Source organism: Streptomyces sp. NPDC059917 (assembly GCF_042730635.1).
Lineage (GTDB): Bacteria > Actinomycetota > Actinomycetes > Streptomycetales > Streptomycetaceae > Streptomyces.
In genome coordinates, this window is the sequence record NZ_JBHWLC010000017.1 from 118,326 (window position 1) to 136,449 (window position 18,124).

At 72.0% G+C, this 18,124-nt stretch carries 16 protein-coding genes; 8 read left to right on the top strand and 8 right to left on the bottom strand.

From position 1 onward, the window contains the following. Positions 1 to 23 precede the first annotated feature (23 nt). Positions 24 to 380 (bottom strand): hypothetical protein, encoded by a 357-nt coding sequence (locus ACFWAR_RS13010; protein WP_385776197.1) that lies wholly within the window; start codon positions 378 to 380, stop codon positions 24 to 26. Then, the gene (locus ACFWAR_RS13015; RefSeq protein WP_385776199.1) at positions 365 to 1,753 is read right to left on the bottom strand and encodes a ferric reductase-like transmembrane domain-containing protein; all 1,389 of its coding nucleotides are present in this window, start codon (positions 1,751 to 1,753) and stop codon (positions 365 to 367) included. Before ACFWAR_RS13015 ends, ACFWAR_RS13010 begins: the two co-directional genes overlap by 16 nt. A gap of 157 nt (positions 1,754 to 1,910) precedes the next feature. On the opposite strand from ACFWAR_RS13015, the gene ACFWAR_RS13020 reads away from it, so the two are divergent. From ACFWAR_RS13020 to nirD, 3 genes are read left to right on the top strand one after another with little or no spacing between them, the layout of a single operon-like run. Further along, a complete protein-coding gene (locus ACFWAR_RS13020; protein ID WP_385776201.1) occupies positions 1,911 to 3,164 on the top strand; it encodes an NAD(P)/FAD-dependent oxidoreductase in 1,254 nt (417 codons plus the stop codon). Between the two features lie 2 nt (positions 3,165 to 3,166). Continuing rightward, entirely contained in the window at positions 3,167 to 5,707 is a 2,541-nt protein-coding gene (gene nirB / locus ACFWAR_RS13025) for a nitrite reductase large subunit NirB (RefSeq protein WP_385776202.1), read from the top strand. Further along, the gene (nirD, locus tag ACFWAR_RS13030) at positions 5,704 to 6,048 is read left to right on the top strand and encodes a nitrite reductase small subunit NirD (RefSeq protein WP_385776205.1); all 345 of its coding nucleotides are present in this window, start codon (positions 5,704 to 5,706) and stop codon (positions 6,046 to 6,048) included. Before nirB ends, nirD begins: the two co-directional genes overlap by 4 nt. On the opposite strand, the gene ACFWAR_RS13035 is transcribed toward nirD, so the two are convergent. The 5 genes from ACFWAR_RS13035 to dusB all read right to left on the bottom strand — a co-directional run bounded on the left by ACFWAR_RS13035 (position 6,045) and on the right by dusB (position 12,929). After that, positions 6,045 to 6,473: a VOC family protein gene (locus tag ACFWAR_RS13035; RefSeq protein WP_385776207.1), complete on the bottom strand. Its 429-nt coding sequence runs from the start codon at positions 6,471 to 6,473 to the stop codon at positions 6,045 to 6,047. The genes nirD and ACFWAR_RS13035 overlap by 4 nt on opposite strands. A 166-nt stretch (positions 6,474 to 6,639) precedes the next feature. Continuing rightward, positions 6,640 to 7,113, bottom strand: a complete 474-nt coding sequence (locus ACFWAR_RS13040) for a group III truncated hemoglobin (RefSeq protein WP_385776209.1) — start codon at positions 7,111 to 7,113, stop codon at positions 6,640 to 6,642. 121 nt (positions 7,114 to 7,234) lie between these two features. Continuing rightward, complete coding sequence (locus ACFWAR_RS13045; RefSeq protein WP_354380166.1) at positions 7,235 to 8,233, bottom strand: helix-turn-helix domain-containing protein; 999 nt, start codon at positions 8,231 to 8,233, stop codon at positions 7,235 to 7,237. A gap of 464 nt (positions 8,234 to 8,697) precedes the next feature. Then, entirely contained in the window at positions 8,698 to 11,409 is a 2,712-nt protein-coding gene (gene ppdK / locus ACFWAR_RS13050) for a pyruvate, phosphate dikinase (protein ID WP_385776211.1), read from the bottom strand. A gap of 377 nt (positions 11,410 to 11,786) precedes the next feature. Further along, the gene (dusB, locus tag ACFWAR_RS13055) at positions 11,787 to 12,929 is read right to left on the bottom strand and encodes a tRNA dihydrouridine synthase DusB (RefSeq protein ID WP_385776213.1); all 1,143 of its coding nucleotides are present in this window, start codon (positions 12,927 to 12,929) and stop codon (positions 11,787 to 11,789) included. Positions 12,930 to 12,993: 64 nt separating this feature from the next. Between dusB and ACFWAR_RS13060 the strand changes: the two genes are divergently transcribed. Beyond that, entirely contained in the window at positions 12,994 to 14,427 is a 1,434-nt protein-coding gene (locus ACFWAR_RS13060; RefSeq protein WP_385776215.1) for an MFS transporter, read from the top strand. Positions 14,428 to 14,460: 33 nt separating this feature from the next. Here ACFWAR_RS13060 and ACFWAR_RS13065 read toward each other — a convergent pair whose 3' ends face one another. Further along, on the bottom strand, positions 14,461 to 14,913 hold the full coding sequence (locus ACFWAR_RS13065) for a MarR family winged helix-turn-helix transcriptional regulator (RefSeq protein WP_385776218.1): 453 nt from the start codon (positions 14,911 to 14,913) through the stop codon (positions 14,461 to 14,463). A gap of 90 nt (positions 14,914 to 15,003) precedes the next feature. On the opposite strand from ACFWAR_RS13065, the gene ACFWAR_RS13070 reads away from it, so the two are divergent. The 4 genes from ACFWAR_RS13070 to ACFWAR_RS13085 all read left to right on the top strand — a co-directional run bounded on the left by ACFWAR_RS13070 (position 15,004) and on the right by ACFWAR_RS13085 (position 17,992). After that, the gene (locus ACFWAR_RS13070; RefSeq protein WP_385776220.1) at positions 15,004 to 15,351 is read left to right on the top strand and encodes a DoxX family protein; all 348 of its coding nucleotides are present in this window, start codon (positions 15,004 to 15,006) and stop codon (positions 15,349 to 15,351) included. An 87-nt stretch (positions 15,352 to 15,438) separates the two neighbouring features. Then, the gene (locus ACFWAR_RS13075; protein ID WP_385776222.1) at positions 15,439 to 16,506 is read left to right on the top strand and encodes an aldo/keto reductase; all 1,068 of its coding nucleotides are present in this window, start codon (positions 15,439 to 15,441) and stop codon (positions 16,504 to 16,506) included. 21 nt (positions 16,507 to 16,527) lie between these two features. Further along, positions 16,528 to 17,121 (top strand): TetR family transcriptional regulator, encoded by a 594-nt coding sequence (locus ACFWAR_RS13080; RefSeq protein ID WP_385776224.1) that lies wholly within the window; start codon positions 16,528 to 16,530, stop codon positions 17,119 to 17,121. Between the two features lie 241 nt (positions 17,122 to 17,362). After that, positions 17,363 to 17,992 (top strand): VC0807 family protein, encoded by a 630-nt coding sequence (locus ACFWAR_RS13085; RefSeq protein WP_385776226.1) that lies wholly within the window; start codon positions 17,363 to 17,365, stop codon positions 17,990 to 17,992. Positions 17,993 to 18,124 lie beyond the last annotated feature (132 nt).

Below are 18,124 nucleotides of genomic sequence, written 5' to 3' on the forward strand. Positions count from 1 at the left end.
GGATCTTGTGGGTGCAAGGGCCATCAATCCCGGGAAACTTGCGCAAGGTTTGAGCTTGTACCTGCGGGAATCCGGTCCGGGGCCACCGGAGCGGACGGTTCCACCGTTGCGGTCAGCATCGTCGCCGCGAGCACGCTGGCCAGCCCGAGCCCCGCGGCGACCCGGCGCCCGGCCGGTACGGAGGCCAGCGCTCCCAGCAGCGCGGTGCGCACCGGCGGCTTGCGGTGCCGGGACCGGGACGCGGGGGCCGGTCGTACGGGCGGCGCGGCGGACACCGGGGCGAGGGCCTCCGCCGCGCCGACGGACAGGGCGACGTGCAGGGGGTGGCGCATGGAGCGGTCGCCTCTCGGGGGCATCGGGCGGATCAGGAGCTGAAGCATTCGGAATGGATACGTCCGCCCGGCACCCCGGCCCGCAGCAGCGCGGCCCGCGTCGCCCCGGCCATCCCCGGCGGCCCGCACAGGTAGACGTCGTGCTCGACCAGGTCGGGCACCAGGTCGGTCAGCGCCCGCGGGGCCAGCGGATCGTAGGCCGCGTCCGAGGGCCCGAGCAGGTAGTGCAGCCGGGCCCCGCGCCCGGCGGCGATGGACTCCAGCTCCGACCGCAGCACGAGGTGCTCCTCGGCCCGCGCCCGGTAGAGCAGGGTGATGTCCCCCGGCTCGCCGGGCAGCGTCTCGAACAGCGCCCGCATCGGGGTGATCCCGACCCCGCCCGCGATGAGCAGCACCTGCGGCCGGGTCCGGCGGGCCGCGGTGAGCGCGCCGAAGGGGCCGGTGGCGAGCACCCGGGTGCCGGGGCGCAGCCTGCGGATCCGGCGGCTGTGACCGCCCAGCGCCTTCACCGTGATCCGCAGGGTGTCGCCCCGGACCGGAGCGGAGAGGGAGAACGGCAGGGCGGTGTACCAGAGCCGGCGCCGCAGGAACCGCCAGCGCAGGAACTGACCCGGCTCGGCCCGCAGTTCGGCGAGGTGGGCGCCGTACATGACCACGGACACCACCCCGGGCCCCTCGTCGCGCACCTCCAGGACCCGCAGCGCGTGCCGCAGGGCCTGGCGCACGGGCACCACGCCCCGGTACCAGAGCAGCAGGGCCGCGACCGCGGTGTGCGCGAGGGCCCAGAACCAGGCGACGGGGCGCAGGTCCGGGCCCGCGAGCTGGTGGACGAAGGCGAGCGCGGCGGCGAGGTAGACCAGCAGGTGCACCCCGCGCCAGGTTTCGTGCGAGACCCGGCGGCGTACCGCCCGGGCGGAGGTCACCCCCACGCAGACCAGCAGCCCGGTCCCGGCGGTGGCGGCGGCGAGCGCCGGGTAGCCCAGCAGCTCCCGGGCCGCGGTCAGGACGTCGAGGCCGCCGTGGACGGCGTACCCGAGGAGCGCGAAGAGGGCGTGGCCGAAGCAGAGCAGCAGGACGTGGCGGCCGCCGAGGGCGTGCCAGCGGGCCAGCCGGTCGGCGCCCACCCCGTGCTCGACGGCGGGCACCCGGGCCATCAGGAAGAGCATGACGAGGACCCCGTACCCGGCGAGCAGCCCGGTGAGGTGCGCGGCGGTGGCGAAGAGCGCGTCGAGCCGGGCGGAAGGGTGCACCTGCACCGCCCAGAGCAGGACCACCAGCGCGGCCCCGACGCCCATCGCACCCCGGACCCGCACCGCCGTCACCGCGCCCGCGCCCGCCGCCCCGGCCGTCCCGAGGACCGCCCCCCACTCGCCGCGCACCCGTGCGTCCACCGCCGCGCCCCGCCCCGCCACATCTCGCATGCGGCCCACGCTAGGGGGCTCCGGACCCGTCCGGATGATCCTTAAGGCGGCCTTGAGGAACGCCTCACGGCCCCTTAACCCGGGTGCTGAGACGCGTGTTCCGTACGGGTAACAGAGGCGATGCGGCCGGGAAACAGCGGGCGCGCAGGCTGACGCCATGACCTCGCAACAGCACGTGGTGGTGATCGGTGGCGGCCTCGCGGGCCTGCGGCTCGCGGGCCGGCTCGGCGCGGACGCGGCGGTGACCGTCCTCGGCGAGGAGGCGCACGTCCCCTACAACCGGGTCCTGCTCGCCGAGGTCCTCGCGGGCCGCTACGCGCCGGAGGTGACCGCCCTCCCCGCCCCCGGCCCGGCGCTGCGCCGGGGCGTACGGGCGGTGCGCGTCGACCGGGCCGAGCGTCGGGTGCACTGCGACGACGGCAGCACCCACCCGTACGACGCCCTGGTCCTGGCCACCGGATCCAACCCGGTGCTGCCGCCCCTGCGCGGGCTGTTCGAGCCCGACGGCAGGGACCTCCCGGAGGGGGTGCACGCCTTCCGCACCATGGACGACTGCCTGGCCCTGGACCGCGCCGTCGCCGCCCGCCCCGACCTGAACGCCGTGGTCATCGGCGGCGGCCTGCTCGGGGTCTCCGCCGCCCGCGCCCTCGCCGAACGCGGGGTTCGGGTGGTGCTGGCACAGCAGGGCACCCGGCTGATGGAGCGCCAGCTCGACGAGGACGCCTCGGCCCTGCTCCACACCCACCTCGGCGAGCTCGGCGTCGAGATCCACACCGAGTGCCGGGTGCGCGGCCTGACCACCCGCGCGGACGGCGCCGGCCGCCGGGTCACGGGCGTCGAGCTCGCGGTCGGCCTCCGCCTCGACGCCGACCTCGTCGTCCTGGCCTGCGGGGTGCGCCCCCGCACCGGCCTGGCCCAGGCCGCGGGGCTCGATGTGCGCAAGGGCATCGTGGTCGACGACGCGCTGCGCACGAGCGATCCGCGGATCCACGCCATCGGCGACTGCGCCGAGCACGCGGGCCGCGTGTACGGACTGGCCGGCCCCGCGCTGGAGCAGGCCGACGCCCTCGCCGCCCACCTCACCGGCGCGGTCCCGGCCGGATCCGGGCCGCCGCGGTACAGCGGCACCCGCGCCCTCACCCGGCTCACCCTCTCCTCCGGCCCGCGCCCCCTGGACCTCGCCGCCTTCGGCGAGACCACCGCGCGGCCCGGGGACGACGTGCTCCGCCTCTCGGACGCCACCCGGCGCACCTACCGCAAGGTCGTCGTCCGCGGCGACCGGCTGGTCGGCGGGGTCCTGCTCGGCGAACTCTCCACCGTGGGCGCCCTCGCCCGCAGCTGGGAGGGCGACGAGCCCCTGCGCGCGCACGACGACCTGTCCCACCTGCTCACCGACGACGGAGGCTCCTGAACATGGCCGCATCCACGACGCCCACCCCCCAGGTCGTGCTCATCGGGCACGGGATGGTCGGCCAGCGCTACCTCGAAGCGCTCGCCGAGCGCGGCGCCACCGCCACCCACCGGATCACCGTGCTCTGCGAGGAGCCGCGTCCGGCCTACGACCGCGTCCACCTCACCTCGTACTTCTCCGGCAGCTCCGCCGAGGAGCTGTCGCTGACCCCCGAGGGGTTCATGGACTCGCACGGGATCGAGCTGCACCTCGACGACCCGGCGGAGCACATCGACCGGGCGGCGCGCACCGTCACCTCCCGCTCCGGGCGGGTCTTCCGCTACGACGTGCTGGTCCTGGCGACCGGCAGCTACCCCTTCGTACCGCCCGTCCCCGGCAAGGACGCCCCGGGCTGCTTCGTCTACCGCACCATCGAGGACCTCCTCGCGATCGAGGCGTACGCGAAGGGGCGGACCAGCGGCGCGGTCATCGGCGGCGGCCTGCTGGGCCTGGAGGCGGCCGGCGCGCTCCAGGGACTCGGCCTGGCCACCCGGATCGTCGAGTTCGCGCCCCGGCTGATGCCCGCGCAGATCGACGACGGCGGCGGCGCGGCCCTGCTGCGGACCATCGAGTCGATGGGCCTGACCGTGCACACCGGCGTCGGCACCCAGGAGGTGCTGACCGGAGCGGACGGCTCCGTCAGCGGCATGGCGCTCTCCGACGGCTCCTCGGTCGAGACCGAACTCGTCGTCTTCTCCGCCGGGGTCCGCCCCCGCGACCAGCTCGCCCGCGCGGCCGGCCTGGACGTCGGCGAACGCGGCGGCATCGCCGTCGACGCCCACTGCCGCACCTCCGACCCCCACGTCTACGCGATCGGCGAGTGCGCCCTGGCCACCGACGGCCGGGTCTACGGCCTGGTCGCGCCCGGCTACGAGATGGCGGAGACGGCCGCGGAGGACCTGCTGGGCCGCGACAAGCAGTTCACCGGGGCCGACCTCTCCACCAAGCTCAAGCTGCTCGGCGTGGACGTGGCCTCCTTCGGCGACGCCCACGGCGCCACCCCCGACTGCCTCGACGTCGTGTACTCCGACTCCCGCTCGGGGATCTACAAGAAGCTCGTCGTCTCCCCCGACGGCGTGCTGCTCGGCGGGGTCCTCGTCGGCGACGCCGACTCCTACGGACTGCTGCGGCCGCTCACCGGCAGCGTGCCGCCCGCCGCGCCCGAACAGCTCGTCCTGCCCGCCGGGATCGGCGCCGCCGTCCAGCTCGGGCCCGCCTCGCTGCCCGACCACGCGGTCATCTGCTCCTGCCACAACGTCACCAAGAAGGCCATCACCGCCTGCGCCACCCTGCCCGAGGTCAAGAAGTGCACCAAGGCGGGCACCGGCTGCGGCAGTTGCGTCAAGGTGATCGGCCAGCTGCTGCCGCCCGCCGCCGAGAAGGGGCTCTGCGCCTGCTTCCCCTACACCCGCGCCGAGCTGTACGAGATCGTCCGCACCCTGCGCGTGACCTCGTACGACGACCTCCTCGACAGCCACGGCCGGGAGGCGGCGCGCGGGGGCAACGGCTGCGAGATCTGCAAGCCGACCGTCGGATCGATCATCGCCTCGCTCGCCCCGACCGTGGGCGCGCCCGGCTACGTACTGGCCGGGGAACAGGCCGCGCTGCAGGACACCAACGACCACTTCCTCGCGAACCTCCAGCGCAACGGCTCGTACTCGGTCGTCCCGCGCATCCCCGGCGGCGAGGTCACCCCCGACAAGCTGATCGTGATCGGCGAGGTCGCCCGCGACTTCGGCCTCTACACGAAGATCACCGGAGGTCAGCGCATCGACCTCTTCGGCGCCCGGGTCGACCAGCTCCCGCACATCTGGGCCCGTCTGGTCGAGGCCGGCTTCGAGTCCGGGCACGCCTACGGCAAGGCGCTGCGCACCGTGAAGTCCTGCGTGGGGCAGACCTGGTGCCGCTACGGCGTCCAGGACAGCGTGCGCATGGCCATCGACCTGGAGCTGCGCTACCGCGGCCTGCGCGCCCCGCACAAGCTCAAGTCGGCGGTGTCCGGCTGCGCCCGCGAGTGCGCGGAGGCGCAGAGCAAGGACTTCGGGGTGATCGCCACCGCGAGCGGGTGGAACCTGTACGTCGGCGGCAACGGCGGGGCCACCCCGCGCCACGCCGACCTGCTGGCCCAGGACCTGTCGGACGCCGAACTGGTCCGCCTGATCGACCGGTTCCTGATGTTCTACATCCGCACCGCCGACCGGCTGGAGCGCACCTCGGCCTGGCTGGAGCGGCTGGAGGGCGGCCTGGAGCACCTGCGGGACGTGGTCGTCCACGACTCGCTCGGGCTGTGCGGGGAGCTGGAGTCCCTGATGGCCGACCACGTGGCGCACTACCGGGACGAGTGGGCCGAGACGCTGGAGGACCCCGAGCGGCTGCGCCGGTTCGTGTCCTTCGTCAACGCGCCCGGCGCCCCCGACCCGACCGTGAAGTTCGTCGCGGAACGCGACCAGGTCAAGCCCGACCTGACCTTCTTGACCCTGGAACCCCTGGGAGGGACCCGATGACCGTAGAACTGCAGGTTCCGCAAGGCTGGCTGACGGTGTGCGAGTACACGGAGCTCACTCCGGGGCGCGGGGTCGCGGCCCTGCTGCCGGACGGGACCCAGGCCGCGGTGTTCGTCGACCGCGCGGGGCGCACGTACGCGATCGGCAACCAGGACCCCTTCACCGGGGCGCAGGTGCTCTCGCGCGGGCTGGTGGGCTGTGTGGAGGGCCGGCCGTTCGTGGCGTCGCCGCTGCTCAAGCAGCGGTTCGACCTGGCGACCGGGCAGTGCCTGGACGACGAGGAGGTGGCGGTCCGGACGTACCCCGTACGGACCGCCGCGACCTCACGGGCATCGGTCTAGGACACGCCGTGGGTCACGCCGTCGCCCTGGACGGCGGCCGGGTCCATCCACATGATCTCCCAGGTGTGGCCGTCGAGGTCCTCGAAGGCCCGGCCGTACATGAAGCCGTGGTCCTGGGCGGCGCGGGGCTCGGTGGCGCCCGCCCCGACGGCCCCGTCGACCAGCTCGTCCACGGCGCCCCGGCTCTCGGCGCTCAGACACAGCAGCACCTCGGTGGTGGTGGCCGTGTCCGCGACGGCCTTGTGCGTGAAGTCCTTGAACCGGGCCTCGGTCAGGAGCATCGCGACGATGGTGTCGCTGATGACCATGGAGGCGGCGTTCTCGTCGCTGAACTGGGCGTTGAAGGCGTAGCCGAGCTTCGTCCAGAACGCCTTGCTCGCGTCGAGGTCCTTGACGGGCAGATTGACGAAAATCATCGTTGACATGTGGGGCTCGCTTCTCTCGCGCGGTGCGGTCCGGTGTTCCGGCGCCGCCCGGAGCGCCGATGGCGTCCGGTGGTGTCCGGTGCTTACGAGGGGTAGACCACGGCCCCATCGGAAACTCATCGCTCCGGGGAAGACTTTTTTTCTACGGCGTTCCGCGCGGGCCTTCTCAGGCTCCGGCGCGCAGCTCCAGGGCGGCCAGCGGAATGAAGCCCGTGCCGTCGCCGTCGCGCGTCCCGTCCGCCCCGGCCAGTCGCTTGTGCAGGGTGAGCGCGATCCGTTCGCCCTGCGCCTTGGCCCGCTCTGCGTTCGGCCCGCGGTGCAGTCCGTCGATCGTGGCGCGCCACAGCTGCACCCAGCGCCCGAAGTCGGCGGCGGTCATCGCCCGCGCGGAGTGCAGCGCGGCGTGCGGGGCGAAGGCGTTGCGGCGGTAGTCGGCGCTGCGGAAGAGGGCGCGCTCCCAGAAGTCGGTGATCCGGGGCAGGTGCGTCTCCAGGTCGGTGCCCGCGACCTCGGTGAAGAACGGCCCGATGGCCGGATCGGCGAAAGCCGCCAGGTAGAAGCGGCGCAGCACGACGTCGAGGTCCGCACGCCCCTGGAGGTCGGCCTCGACGACGGTGCCTTCGACACGGGAGGAATCCATGCTTCCACCATCCTCCGCCGCTCCCCCGCGCCCCAGGGGCCAAGGTCCCGCGGTCACCGGCGAGCGGCCCCGGGACGGCTCCCGGAACCCCGGGGGCCCCGCGGGGCCCCCGGGCGCGCCGTCACGAGGCCACCGCGCCGCCCTTCAGCAGGGCCGCGCCCAGCGGGGTCACGGTGTGCAGCACCGCGCTGCCCCGGCGCAGGGTCGTCACCAGGCCCGCCTCCCGCATCACGCAGGCGTGCTGGCTGGCCGAGGCCAGGGAGACCCCGGCCCGGCGGGCCAGCTCACTGGTCGTGGCGCCGTCCCCGATGGCCCGCAGGACCACCGAGCGGGTGTGCCCGACCAGCTTGCCCAGGGTCCGCTGGCGCTGCTCCTCCACGGGCCGGGCCGCCTCGCCGCCGGTCTGGGCCGAGGCGAGCTGCGCCGCGGCCGGGTAGACCAGTACGGGCGGCAGCTCCGGGTCGTGGAGGGTCACCGCCGTGCGCCGGCAGAAGAAGGACGGCTGGAGCAGCAGTCCGCGCCCGCGCAGCCGGACGTCCCGGTCCACCGGGTAGTCGCACTCCAGCACCGGCGCCCGCCAGCGCAGCATCGGCGGCAGCGAGGCCAGCAGCTCGTCCGCGCCGCCGTCGAGCAGCGCGCGGCCCCTGGCGGCCCGCTCGGCCTCGATCTGCGCCTGGATGTGCGTCCAGTGCGGCTCCACGGCCGCCCGGTGGTACCCGCGCAGCTCGTCCATGAGCCGCGGCAGGTACCGCGGACCGTCGTCGACGAAGTCCCGTAACCGCGGCGAGGGCGGCGCCCCCTGCCCCAGCACGAGCAGCTCCCGACGCATCCGCTCGGGCCTGATCCCGCGCAGCGCGTCGAGCCCCGTGTCCCATCCGTACTGTCCTTCGACAGGAGTCAGGAAATCGGGGAAATAGCCGCGACTCGGTATGAGAGCGCCGAGCAAACGTGTTTCACTATTCAACCTGCTCCGCGTTGTAGTACGCCATTCACCGAACAACCGGACATCACGCCGGTCCCTTAAACGGTGAAAACTGAGAATCGTTTCCCACAACGCATCGGGACGCCCTGCCATCCGTACGCGTGCCAGGTCCACTCCAGTGAAATGGATACGAAGCACCGAACCCCCACCTGTGCAACCGCAATCCCCCCGCCTCATGAGTATGCATGCCGTCACACGACGTCACCACAGCCTTTCGGCCACAGTTGAAACCCCTTTCGGCGGGGGTGTGACAACCGAAATCCTGTACTCCGCCGGGCACACTCCGGCGCGACCGAAACGCTCCGCGAAGGCCGTGGGGGGCTTTGCGGGGCCTGGCGGTCGGTCGCACCGGGAAGCGCCGACGTGCCCGGCAGATTGTCAGCAGGCGGTGGACGGGTGGGGATCCGTCCACCGCCTGCTGACGTAAAGAGTTGTTGAACAATGTGCTTCTTCACACCGCGCTCTTCACGCCGCACTTGTTCACAACGCAGGCGCGCCCGCCCCAGGGTGTCAGGGAACCCGGGGCAGGCGCGGTCTGAGGGGCGTGGGAGGCGGACACCGCACGCGCGGAGCGTGCGGAGCGGCGGCCACGCCGTGCGGGGTCAGCGGCTGTCGCTGCCCTTCGCCTCGGCGGCGGCGCGGCCCGCCTCCAGGCGCGCCACCGGGATCCGGAAGGGCGAGCAGGAGACGTAGTCGAGGCCGACCTCGTGGAAGAAGTGCACCGACTCGGGGTCGCCGCCGTGCTCGCCGCACACGCCGAGCTTGAGGTCGGGGCGGGTCGCCCGGCCCGCCTGCACGGCGCTGCGGACCAGCGCGCCGACGCCGTCCTTGTCGATGGTCTCGAAGGGGGAGACCCCGAAGATGCCCTTCTCCAGGTACGCGGTGAAGAAGCTGGCCTCGACGTCGTCGCGGGAGAAGCCCCACACCGTCTGGGTCAGGTCGTTCGTACCGAAGGAGAAGAACTGCGCGGCCTCGGCGATCTGACCGGCGGTCAGCGCGGCGCGCGGCAGCTCGATCATCGTGCCGATGGTCAGCTTGAGGCTGGTGCCGGTGGCGGCCTCGACCTCGGCGATGACCTGGTCGGCCTCCTCGCGGACGATCTCCAGCTCCTGGACCGTGCCCACCAGCGGGACCATGATCTCGGCCCGCGGGTCGCCCTTGGCGTTCTTGCGCTCGGCCGCGGCCTCGGCGATCGCCCGGACCTGCATGGCGAACAGGCCGGGGATGACCAGGCCGAGCCGGACACCGCGCAGACCCAGCATCGGGTTCTGCTCGTGCAGCTTGTGCACGGCCTGGAGCAGGCGCAGGTCGTTCTCGTTGTGGTCCTTGCGGGACTCGGCGAGGGCGACGCGCACCGACAGCTCGGTGATGTCGGGCAGGAACTCGTGCAGCGGCGGGTCCAGCAGGCGGACGGTGACGGGCAGTCCGTCCATCGCCTCGAACAGCTCGACGAAGTCCTTCTTCTGGAGCGGCAGGAGGGCACTGAGTGCCGCTTCCCGCTCCTTGTCGGTGTCCGCGAGGATCAGGTGCTCGACCAGCTCGCGGCGCTCACCGAGGAACATGTGCTCGGTGCGGCACAGGCCGATGCCCTGGGCGCCGAAGCGGCGGGCGCGCAGCGCGTCCTCGGCGTTGTCGGCGTTGGCCCGGACCCGCAGCCGCCGGACGCGGTCCGCGTAGGCCATGATCCGGTGCACGGCGGAGACGAGCTCGTCGGCGTCGTCGGCGCCGGCGTGCATCCGGCCCTCGAAGTACTCGACGACCGGCGACGGTACGACGGGTACCTCGCCCAGGTACACCTTGCCGGTGGAGCCGTCGACGGAGACGACGTCGCCCTCCTCGACGACCACGCCGGAGGCGGTGGTCATCCGGCGGCGCTTGGTGTCGACCTCCAGCTCCTCGGCCCCGCAGACGCAGGTCTTGCCCATGCCGCGGGCGACGACGGCCGCGTGCGAGGTCTTGCCGCCGCGCGAGGTGAGGATGCCCTCGGCGGCGATCATGCCGTCCAGGTCGTCCGGGTTGGTCTCGCGGCGGATCAGGATGACCTTCTCGCCGGAGCGGGACCACTTGACGGCCGTGTAGGAGTCGAAGACGGCCTTGCCCACGGCCGCGCCCGGGGAGGCGGCGATGCCGCGCCCGATCAGCTGCGAGGCGGCCGCCTCGTCGAAGCGCGGGAACATCAGCTGCGCGAGCTGGGCGCCGTTGACCCGCTGGAGGGCCTCGGCCTCGTCGATCAGGCCCTGGTCGACGAGCTGGGTGGCGATGCGGAAGGCCGCGCCCGCGGTGCGCTTGCCGACGCGGGTCTGGAGCATCCACAGCTGGCCGCGCTCGATGGTGAACTCGATGTCACACAGGTCCTTGTAGTGCGTTTCGAGGGTCTCCATGATCTGCATGAGCTGGTCGTACGACGCCTTGTCGATCGACTCCAGGTCGGCGAGCGGGACCGTGTTGCGGATGCCCGCGACGACGTCCTCGCCCTGCGCGTTCTGCAGGTAGTCGCCGTAGACACCCTGGTGGCCGCTGGCGGGGTCGCGGGTGAAGGCGACGCCGGTGCCCGAGTCGGGGCCGAGGTTGCCGAAGACCATGGAGCAGATGTTGACCGCGGTGCCCAGGTCGCTCGGGATGCGCTCCTGGCGGCGGTAGAGCTTGGCGCGGTCGGTGTTCCAGGAGTTGAAGACCGCCTCGACGGCGAGGTCCATCTGCTCGCGGGCGTCCTGCGGGAACTCCCGGCCGGCCTCCTCCGCGACGATCTCCTTGAAGCGCGCGACGACCTTCTGCAGGTCGGCGGCGTCCAGGTCGGTGTCGACGGTGACCTTCTTGGCGGCCTTGGCCTCGTCGAGCGCGTCCTCGAAGAGCTCGCCCTCGACACCGAGGACCGTCTTGCCGAACATCTGGATCAGACGGCGGTAGGAGTCCCAGGCGAAGCGGTCGTTGCCCGCCTGCGCGGCGAGGCCCTTGACCGACTCGTCGGACAGGCCGATGTTGAGGACCGTGTCCATCATGCCGGGCATGGAGAACTTCGCCCCGGACCGGACGGAGACCAGCAGCGGGTCGTCCGACTGACCGAGCTTCTTGCCCATCTTCGCCTCGAGGGCGACGAGGTGGGCGCCCACCTCGTCGCGCAGCTCCACCGGGGCGTCGCCGCTCTCCAGGTAGACCTTGCACGCCTCGGTGGTGATGGTGAAGCCGGGCGGGACGGGGAGGCCCAGGTTGGTCATCTCGGCGAGGTTGGCCCCCTTGCCGCCGAGAAGGTCCTTGAGGTCCCGGTTGCCCTCGGTGAAGTCGTAAACGAACTTCTGATCTTTGTTTTCCGACACGGGTCTCGACTCCTCGAGGACTCGGGTGGCTGCCCTGACGGCCAGGAACATACCCAGATCGAAGGCTTATGGGTACGTCCACTTGGCGGTCACATGGCTGTAACCACCCGTGCGCCAGGAGATCGAAAGTAACTCGCGGGTAGCTGGAGCACCCCAAGAGCCTTCACATCCCGAAGTGAGAAGGGCTCAGATCGGCTTGCCTGTGCTCGGATGAGCGATCATCGATACATTTGCGTTCAACTCTTGAACACACAAAGGGTGGCACCCAGTGCCACCCTTTGGAAGTCATAGCCGCGAAATCAGCGCTCATCTGAGCGCAACCCCACCCATGCGTGGCGTATCTCACGCCGCCCGAGGGGGCATCGGAGGGCCTTTTCTCAGCCGCCGGACGTGTCCAGCTCGGCGTCCTCGCCGACCCCGGCGCAGTCGTAGGGATCCTTGAGCCAGCCTTCGGGGAGGACAACTCGGTTGTTTCCGGACGTCCGGCCGCGCGGACCGTCCGCGCTGTCCGGCCACGGCTGGTCCAGGTCCAGCTCGCTCAGATGAGCGTCCAGTTCGGCCAGGGACGAGGTGACGGCGAGCTTCTGCCGCATCTCGGAACCCACCGAGAAGCCCTTGGTGTACCAAGCCACGTGCTTACGGAAGTCGATCACCCCGCGCGCCTCGTCGCCGATCCACTCCCCCAGCAGCTGCGCGTGGCGGTGCATGGTCGCCGCGACCTCGCGCAGCGTCGGCTTGTGGAAGTCCTCGGGGCGGCCCTCGAAGGCCGCCACGAGGTCGTTGAAGAGCCACGGCCGCCCCAGGCAGCCGCGTCCGACCACGACGCCGTCACAGCCCGTCTCGCGGACCATGCGCAGCGCATCCTCGGCGCACCAGATGTCGCCGTTGCCGAGCACCGGGATCTCGGGCACGTGCTCCTTGAGGCGCGCGATGGCCTCCCAGTCGGCGGTGCCGCCGTAGTGCTGGGCGGTGGTGCGCCCGTGCAGCGCGATGGCGGTGATGCCCTCCTCGACCGCGATCCGGCCCGCGTCGAGGTAGGTGAGGTGGTCGTCGTTGATGCCCTTGCGCATCTTCATCGTCACCGGCAGATCACCGGCGCCCGCGACCGCCTCGCGCAGGATCGCGCGCAGCAGGTTCCGCTTGTAGGGCAGGGCCGAGCCGCCGCCCTTGCGGGTCACCTTGGGGACCGGGCAGCCGAAGTTCAGGTCGATGTGGTCGGCCCGGTCCTCTTCCACGATCATGCGGACCGCCTTGCCGACCGTGACCGGGTCGACGCCGTACAGCTGTATCGAGCGGGGCTTCTCGCTCTCGTCGAAGTGGATCAGCTGCATGGTCTTCTCGTTGCGCTCGACCAGCGCGCGCGTCGTGATCATCTCGCTCACGAAGAGCCCCTTGCCGCCCGAGAACTCGCGGCAGAGGGTGCGGAACGGGGCATTGGTGATGCCGGCCATCGGCGCGAGCACCACCGGCGGCTGCACGGTGTGCGGGCCGATCGCGAGGGGCGGGGGGAGCGTGGTCATGCCCCCATTGTCGCCCAGCCGCGCCACGTCCCGCATTTGTTTAGTTAGGCGTACTATCGGCATCATGCACGACTTGAGCCCCGGGCGCCGCCTCCTGATCCTGGCCATCTGCTGCATGAGCCTGCTGATCGTCAGCCTCGACAACACGGTGCTGAACGTCGCCCTGCCCGCCATGCGCCGCGAGCTGGACGCCTCGGTCTCCGGCATGCAGTGGACGATCGACGCGTACACGCTGGTCCTGGCCTCGCTGCTGATGCTCGCCGGCTCCACGGGCGACCGGATCGGCCGCCGCAAGGTCTTCACGGCGGGGCTCGTGCTCTTCACCGCCGGTTCGCTGCTGTGCTCGCTGGCCCCCAGCCTGGAGTGGCTGATCGTCTTCCGGATGATCCAGGCCGTCGGCGGCTCGATGCTCAACCCGGTCGCGATGTCGATCATCACCAACACCTTCACCGACCCGAAGGAACGCGCCCGCGCCATCGGCGTCTGGGGCGGGGTCGTCGGCATCTCCATGGCCGCGGGTCCGCTGATCGGCGGGCTGCTCGTCGACTCCGTCGGCTGGCGGTCGATCTTCTGGGTCAACCTCCCCGTCGGCCTCCTCGCCCTGCTCCTGACCCTGCGCTACGTCCCCGAGTCCCGCGCGGAGCGGCCGCGCCGCCCGGACCCGGTGGGCCAGCTGCTCGTCATGGCGCTGCTGGGCTCCTTGACCTACGGGATCATCGAGGCGCCGGCCGCCGGCTGGACCTCCCCGCTGACCCTCGGCTGCGCGGCGCTGGCCGTCGCCTCGCTGGTCGGCCTGCTCGTCTACGAGCCCCGGCGGGCCGAACCGCTGATCGACCCCCGGTTCTTCCGGAGCGCGCCCTTCAGCGGGGCCACCGTGATCGCGGTCAGCGCCTTCGCCGCGCTGTCCGGGTTCCTCTTCCTCAACACCCTGTACCTCCAGGAGGTGCGCGGGCTGAGCGCGCTGCACGCCGGGCTCTACATGCTGCCCATGGCCACGCTCACCTTCCTCATGGCCCCGCTGTCGGGGCGGCTGGTGGGCTCGCGCGGGCCGCGGCTGCCGCTGCTGGTCGCGGGGGTGTCGATGGGGGCCAGCGGCCTGCTGTTCGCCGCCTTCGACGCCGCGTCCTCGACCGCGCTGCTCTTCACCGGGTACGTGCTCTTCGGGCTCGGCTTCGGCATGGTCAACGCGCCCATCACCAACACCGCCGTCTCCGGGATGCCCCGCGCCCAGGCGGGAGTGGCGGCCGCGGTGGCCTCCACCAGCAGGCAGACCGGCGGCACGTTGGGGGTCGCGGTCATCGGCGCGGTGCTGGCGGCCGGGCTCGCCGGGCACGGCTACACGGCGACGGCCTTCGCGGACGCGGCCCGGCCCGCCTGGTGGATCATCACGGCCTGCGGGCTGGCCGTCCTCGTCGTGGGCCTGCTGACCAGCGGCCGGTGGGCCCGGTCCACGGCCCTGCGGACCTCCCGGACCCTGGAGAAGGTCCCGGCCTCCTGACCCCGGGCGCGCAACCGGCGACGGGCGCGGCGGCTATTCGCCGCAGCTGAAGTCCGCGGCGTTCGTGTCGACCCGACCGAGCAGGTCGCGCAGCAGGTCGCGCTCGCCTTGCGACAGGCGGGCGAAGAGCACCTGCTCCACGGCGTCGAGGGCCTCGTTCGTCGTCCGCAGCACGTCCGCGCCGGCCCCGGTGATGGCGACGTTGTGGCGGCGCCGGTCGGCCGGGTCGCGACGGCGCTCCACCAGGGCGGCGCCCTCCAGGTCGTTGAGGAGGCCGACGAGCACGCTCGGGTCCACCTCCAGCCGCTCGGCCAGCGCCCGCTGGCTCACGGGTCCCGCTTCCAGGTGCAGCAGGGTCATCACGTGCCGGGGGGTGAGTCCGGCGGCGCTGAGCGCCCGCCGCATGCGGGCCTCCGTGGCCGAACCGTGCCAGGCCAGCAGCATCCCGAGGCGCTGGGCGACGTGCTGGGCGTCCTGAGCGGTCATCTCCTTACCGTAACAGTCGGGAAATGATTGGCATCCATCGATCGTTGATGCTGTTCAATGATTAGAAGACCCCAATCGTTGGAGATCATCATGTTCATCGCGTACGCCGCCACCGCCACCCTCCTCGCGCTCGTCCTGCTCGCCTCCGCGACGCTCACCGCCCGCCGCGCGGAGCCGGTGCTCACGAACATGCGCGCCGTGAGCGTGCCCGACTCCTGGCTGCCGCGACTGGCGGCGCTCAAGGCGGCCGGCGCCGTCGGCCTCGTCGGCGGACTCTGGTCCACCCCCCTGGGCATAGCCGCCGCGACCGGCGTGACCCTCTACTTCATCGGCGCCGTCATCACCCACCTGCGCGTCAAGCACTACGAACTCGCCCCGGCGGCCGTGCTCACCCTGATCTCGGCCGCGGCCCTGGCGCTCCGCATCGCCTCGACGTGAGCGCGCCCGAGTGCCCGTTCGAGTGAAGAAGGAGAGTGACGGGTGACAGATATTGAAATCTGTCACCCGTCATGTCATTCTTCTGGCATGACGACGAACGAGAACACCCAGCACACGCGGAACACCCGGCAGACGCAGACCGTCCCGACCGCCCACCACCGCACCCTCGGCACCACCGGCCCCACGGTCCATCCGCTCGGCCTCGGCTGCATGGGCATGTCCGCCCTGTACGGCGAGGCGGACCGGTCGGAATCCATCGCCACGATCCACGCCGCCCTGGACGCCGGGGTCACCCTGTTGGACACCGGCGACTTCTACGGCATGGGGCACAACGAACTCCTGATCAACGAAGCCCTGCGGACCGCTCCGGCCGCCGCCCGGGACCAGGCCCTCACCAGCGTCAAGTTCGGCGCGCTGCGCACCGTCGAGGGGGGCTTCACCGGATACGACGGGCGCCCCGCGGCCGTGAAGAACTTCCTGGCCTACTCGCTCCAGCGCCTCGGCCGGGACCACATCGACATCTACCGGATCGCCCGCGTGGACCCGGACGTCCCGATCGAGGAGACCGTCGGCGCCATCGCCGAGGCCGTGCAGGCGGGGCACGTGCGGCACATCGGGATGTCCGAGGTCGGCGCGGACACCCTGCGCCGGGCCGCCGCGGTCGCACCGATCTCCGACCTCCAGATCGAGTACTCCCTGATCTCCCGCGGCATCGAGGAGGAGATCCTGCCCACCGCCCGCGAGCTGGGCATAGGCATCACGGCGTACGGGGTGCTCTCGCGCGGCCTGATCAGCGGCCACTTCACCCGCGACCGCACGCTCGCCCCCGGCGACTTCCGCGGGATGAGCCCCCGCTTCCAGGGGGACAACCTGGACCGCAATCTCGACCTGGTCGACGCCCTGCGCAAGGTGGCCGACGACAAGGGCGTCAGCGTGGCGCAGACCGCCATCGCCTGGGTGCTCTCGCGCGGCGAGGACATCGTCCCGCTGGTGGGCGCGCGCCGCAGGGACCGGCTGACCGAGGCCCTGGGCGCTCTCGACACCGTCCTCACCCCTGCCGATCTGGCCGCGATCGAGGCGGCCGTGCCCGCCGGGGCCGCGGCGGGCGAGCGGTATCCGGCGGCGCAGATGGCCCACCTCGACAGTGAGCACTGAGCTGCCGGTACGGTCGTAGACATGCCTCCCGCAGCTGCCGAACCCCTGACCCCCGAGCGCATCCTCGAAACCACCGAGGAGGTGCTGCGCCGCTTCGGCCCCACGAAGGCGACCGTGGTGGACGTGGCGCGCGCCCTCGGAGTCAGCCACGGCAGCGTCTACCGGCACTTCCCGTCGAAGGCCGCACTGCGCGAGGCGGTCACCGACCGCTGGCTCTCGCGCAACGTGGTGATGTTGGAGGAGATCGTCTCGGCTCCCACCGGGACCGCCCCCTCCAAGCTGGAGGCGTGGCTGGAGGCGCTGTTCGAGACCAAGCGGCACAAGGCGGGCGCCGACCCGGAGCTGTTCGCCACCTACACCGTGCTGCTCGCCGAGAACAGCGGGGTGGTGGACGACCACCTCAGCCAGCTGATCGCCCAGCTGACCCGGATCATCGCCGAGGGCGTGGCCGCCGGATCCCTGGCCGCGCCGGACGTGCCGGCGGCCGCCCACGCCGTCTTCGACGCCACCGGCCGCTTCCACGACCCGCAATACGCGGCGGACTGGCTCTCGCCGACGATCATCACGGAGTTCGAGGCCGTCTCCGCCCTCATCGTGCGGGGCCTGCGCGCCTGACGCCCCTCACCCCGGGCGCCGCGGACCGCGGACCCCCGGAGCCGCCGGAACCCAGGGGTCCGGACAGCTTGGTGATCATTTTGTGCGAGAGGCCGTTGCCCTGGACGGACATCCTCTTTACGTTCCCCTTACCGCACTTCATCAGCAGGTCTCAGGGGGAACGTTGTCCGCTCAAGCATCACCGACAACACAGACCGGGCCGCCGGCCCGTTCGGGCTCGGCCACGGCCATCGGTTGGATCGTGACCATCGTCTTCAACGTGGTCGCACCGATCGTCACGTACAACATCCTCACCGGACGGGGGTGGACGGAGTTCGCCGCACTGCTGGTCAGCAGCGCCTGGCCGGTGGTCGACACCGTCGTCTCGCTCGCCTGGCGCCGCCACGTCGACGAATTCGCCATCGTCACCCTGGTGTTCCTGGTGATCACCGCCCTGGTCACCCTGGTCGGCACCCACTCGGCCCGCGCCCTGCTCATCAAGGACTCGGCCGTGACCGGCCTGTTCGGCACGCTGTGCGTCGCCACGCTCCTGGCGCCGCGGCCGCTGATGTTCTACTTCGGCCGCAAGTTCGGCACCGACGGCACCACCGCGGGCGTGGCCCACTTCAACGGGCTGTGGCAGTACCCGGAGTTCCGTGCGTCGATGAGGACGATGACCACCGTGTGGGGCGTCGCCTACCTGGTCGAGGCCGCGCTGCGCGTGGTGCTGGCCTACGCGCTGACCACAGACACCATGGTGATCCTCAGCCCGATCCTGATCTACGGGTTCCTCGTGTCGCTGATCTTCTGGACCATCCGCTACTCGAAGCGGAAGCAGGCCGAGGGCGAGGCCAGGGCCGCGGCGATGGCCGCCGCCGCCGCCGAGGCCTGACCCGGAGCGGCACGACGAAGACGACGAAGACGACGAAGGGGTGGGGCGGGGGGGGCCACCGCGCCCGGGCCCCCCCCGCGGGGCCGGGCGAAAAGGCCCGCCCGCGGGGGGCGCGGGGGGGAGGGGTAGAGT

Excerpts from the sequence above, each read along its gene's own strand:
- ACFWAR_RS13040 (WP_385776209.1), bottom strand. The coding sequence starts at position 7,113 with ATGGATTCCTCCCGTGTCGAAGGCACCGTCGTCGAGGCCGACCTCCAG.
- ACFWAR_RS13075 (WP_385776222.1), top strand. The coding sequence starts at position 15,439 with ATGACGACGAACGAGAACACCCAGCACACGCGGAACACCCGGCAGACG.
- ACFWAR_RS13015 (WP_385776199.1), bottom strand. The coding sequence starts at position 1,753 with ATGCGAGATGTGGCGGGGCGGGGCGCGGCGGTGGACGCACGGGTGCGC.
- nirD (WP_385776205.1), top strand. The coding sequence starts at position 5,704 with ATGACCGTAGAACTGCAGGTTCCGCAAGGCTGGCTGACGGTGTGCGAG.
- nirB (WP_385776202.1), top strand. The coding sequence starts at position 3,167 with ATGGCCGCATCCACGACGCCCACCCCCCAGGTCGTGCTCATCGGGCAC.
- ACFWAR_RS13070 (WP_385776220.1), top strand. The coding sequence starts at position 15,004 with ATGTTCATCGCGTACGCCGCCACCGCCACCCTCCTCGCGCTCGTCCTG.
- dusB (WP_385776213.1), bottom strand. The coding sequence starts at position 12,929 with ATGACCACGCTCCCCCCGCCCCTCGCGATCGGCCCGCACACCGTGCAG.
- ACFWAR_RS13060 (WP_385776215.1), top strand. The coding sequence starts at position 12,994 with ATGCACGACTTGAGCCCCGGGCGCCGCCTCCTGATCCTGGCCATCTGC.
- ACFWAR_RS13080 (WP_385776224.1), top strand. The coding sequence starts at position 16,528 with ATGCCTCCCGCAGCTGCCGAACCCCTGACCCCCGAGCGCATCCTCGAA.
- ACFWAR_RS13010 (WP_385776197.1), bottom strand. The coding sequence starts at position 380 with ATGCTTCAGCTCCTGATCCGCCCGATGCCCCCGAGAGGCGACCGCTCC.
- ACFWAR_RS13065 (WP_385776218.1), bottom strand. The coding sequence starts at position 14,913 with ATGACCGCTCAGGACGCCCAGCACGTCGCCCAGCGCCTCGGGATGCTG.
- ACFWAR_RS13035 (WP_385776207.1), bottom strand. The coding sequence starts at position 6,473 with ATGTCAACGATGATTTTCGTCAATCTGCCCGTCAAGGACCTCGACGCG.
- ACFWAR_RS13020 (WP_385776201.1), top strand. The coding sequence starts at position 1,911 with ATGACCTCGCAACAGCACGTGGTGGTGATCGGTGGCGGCCTCGCGGGC.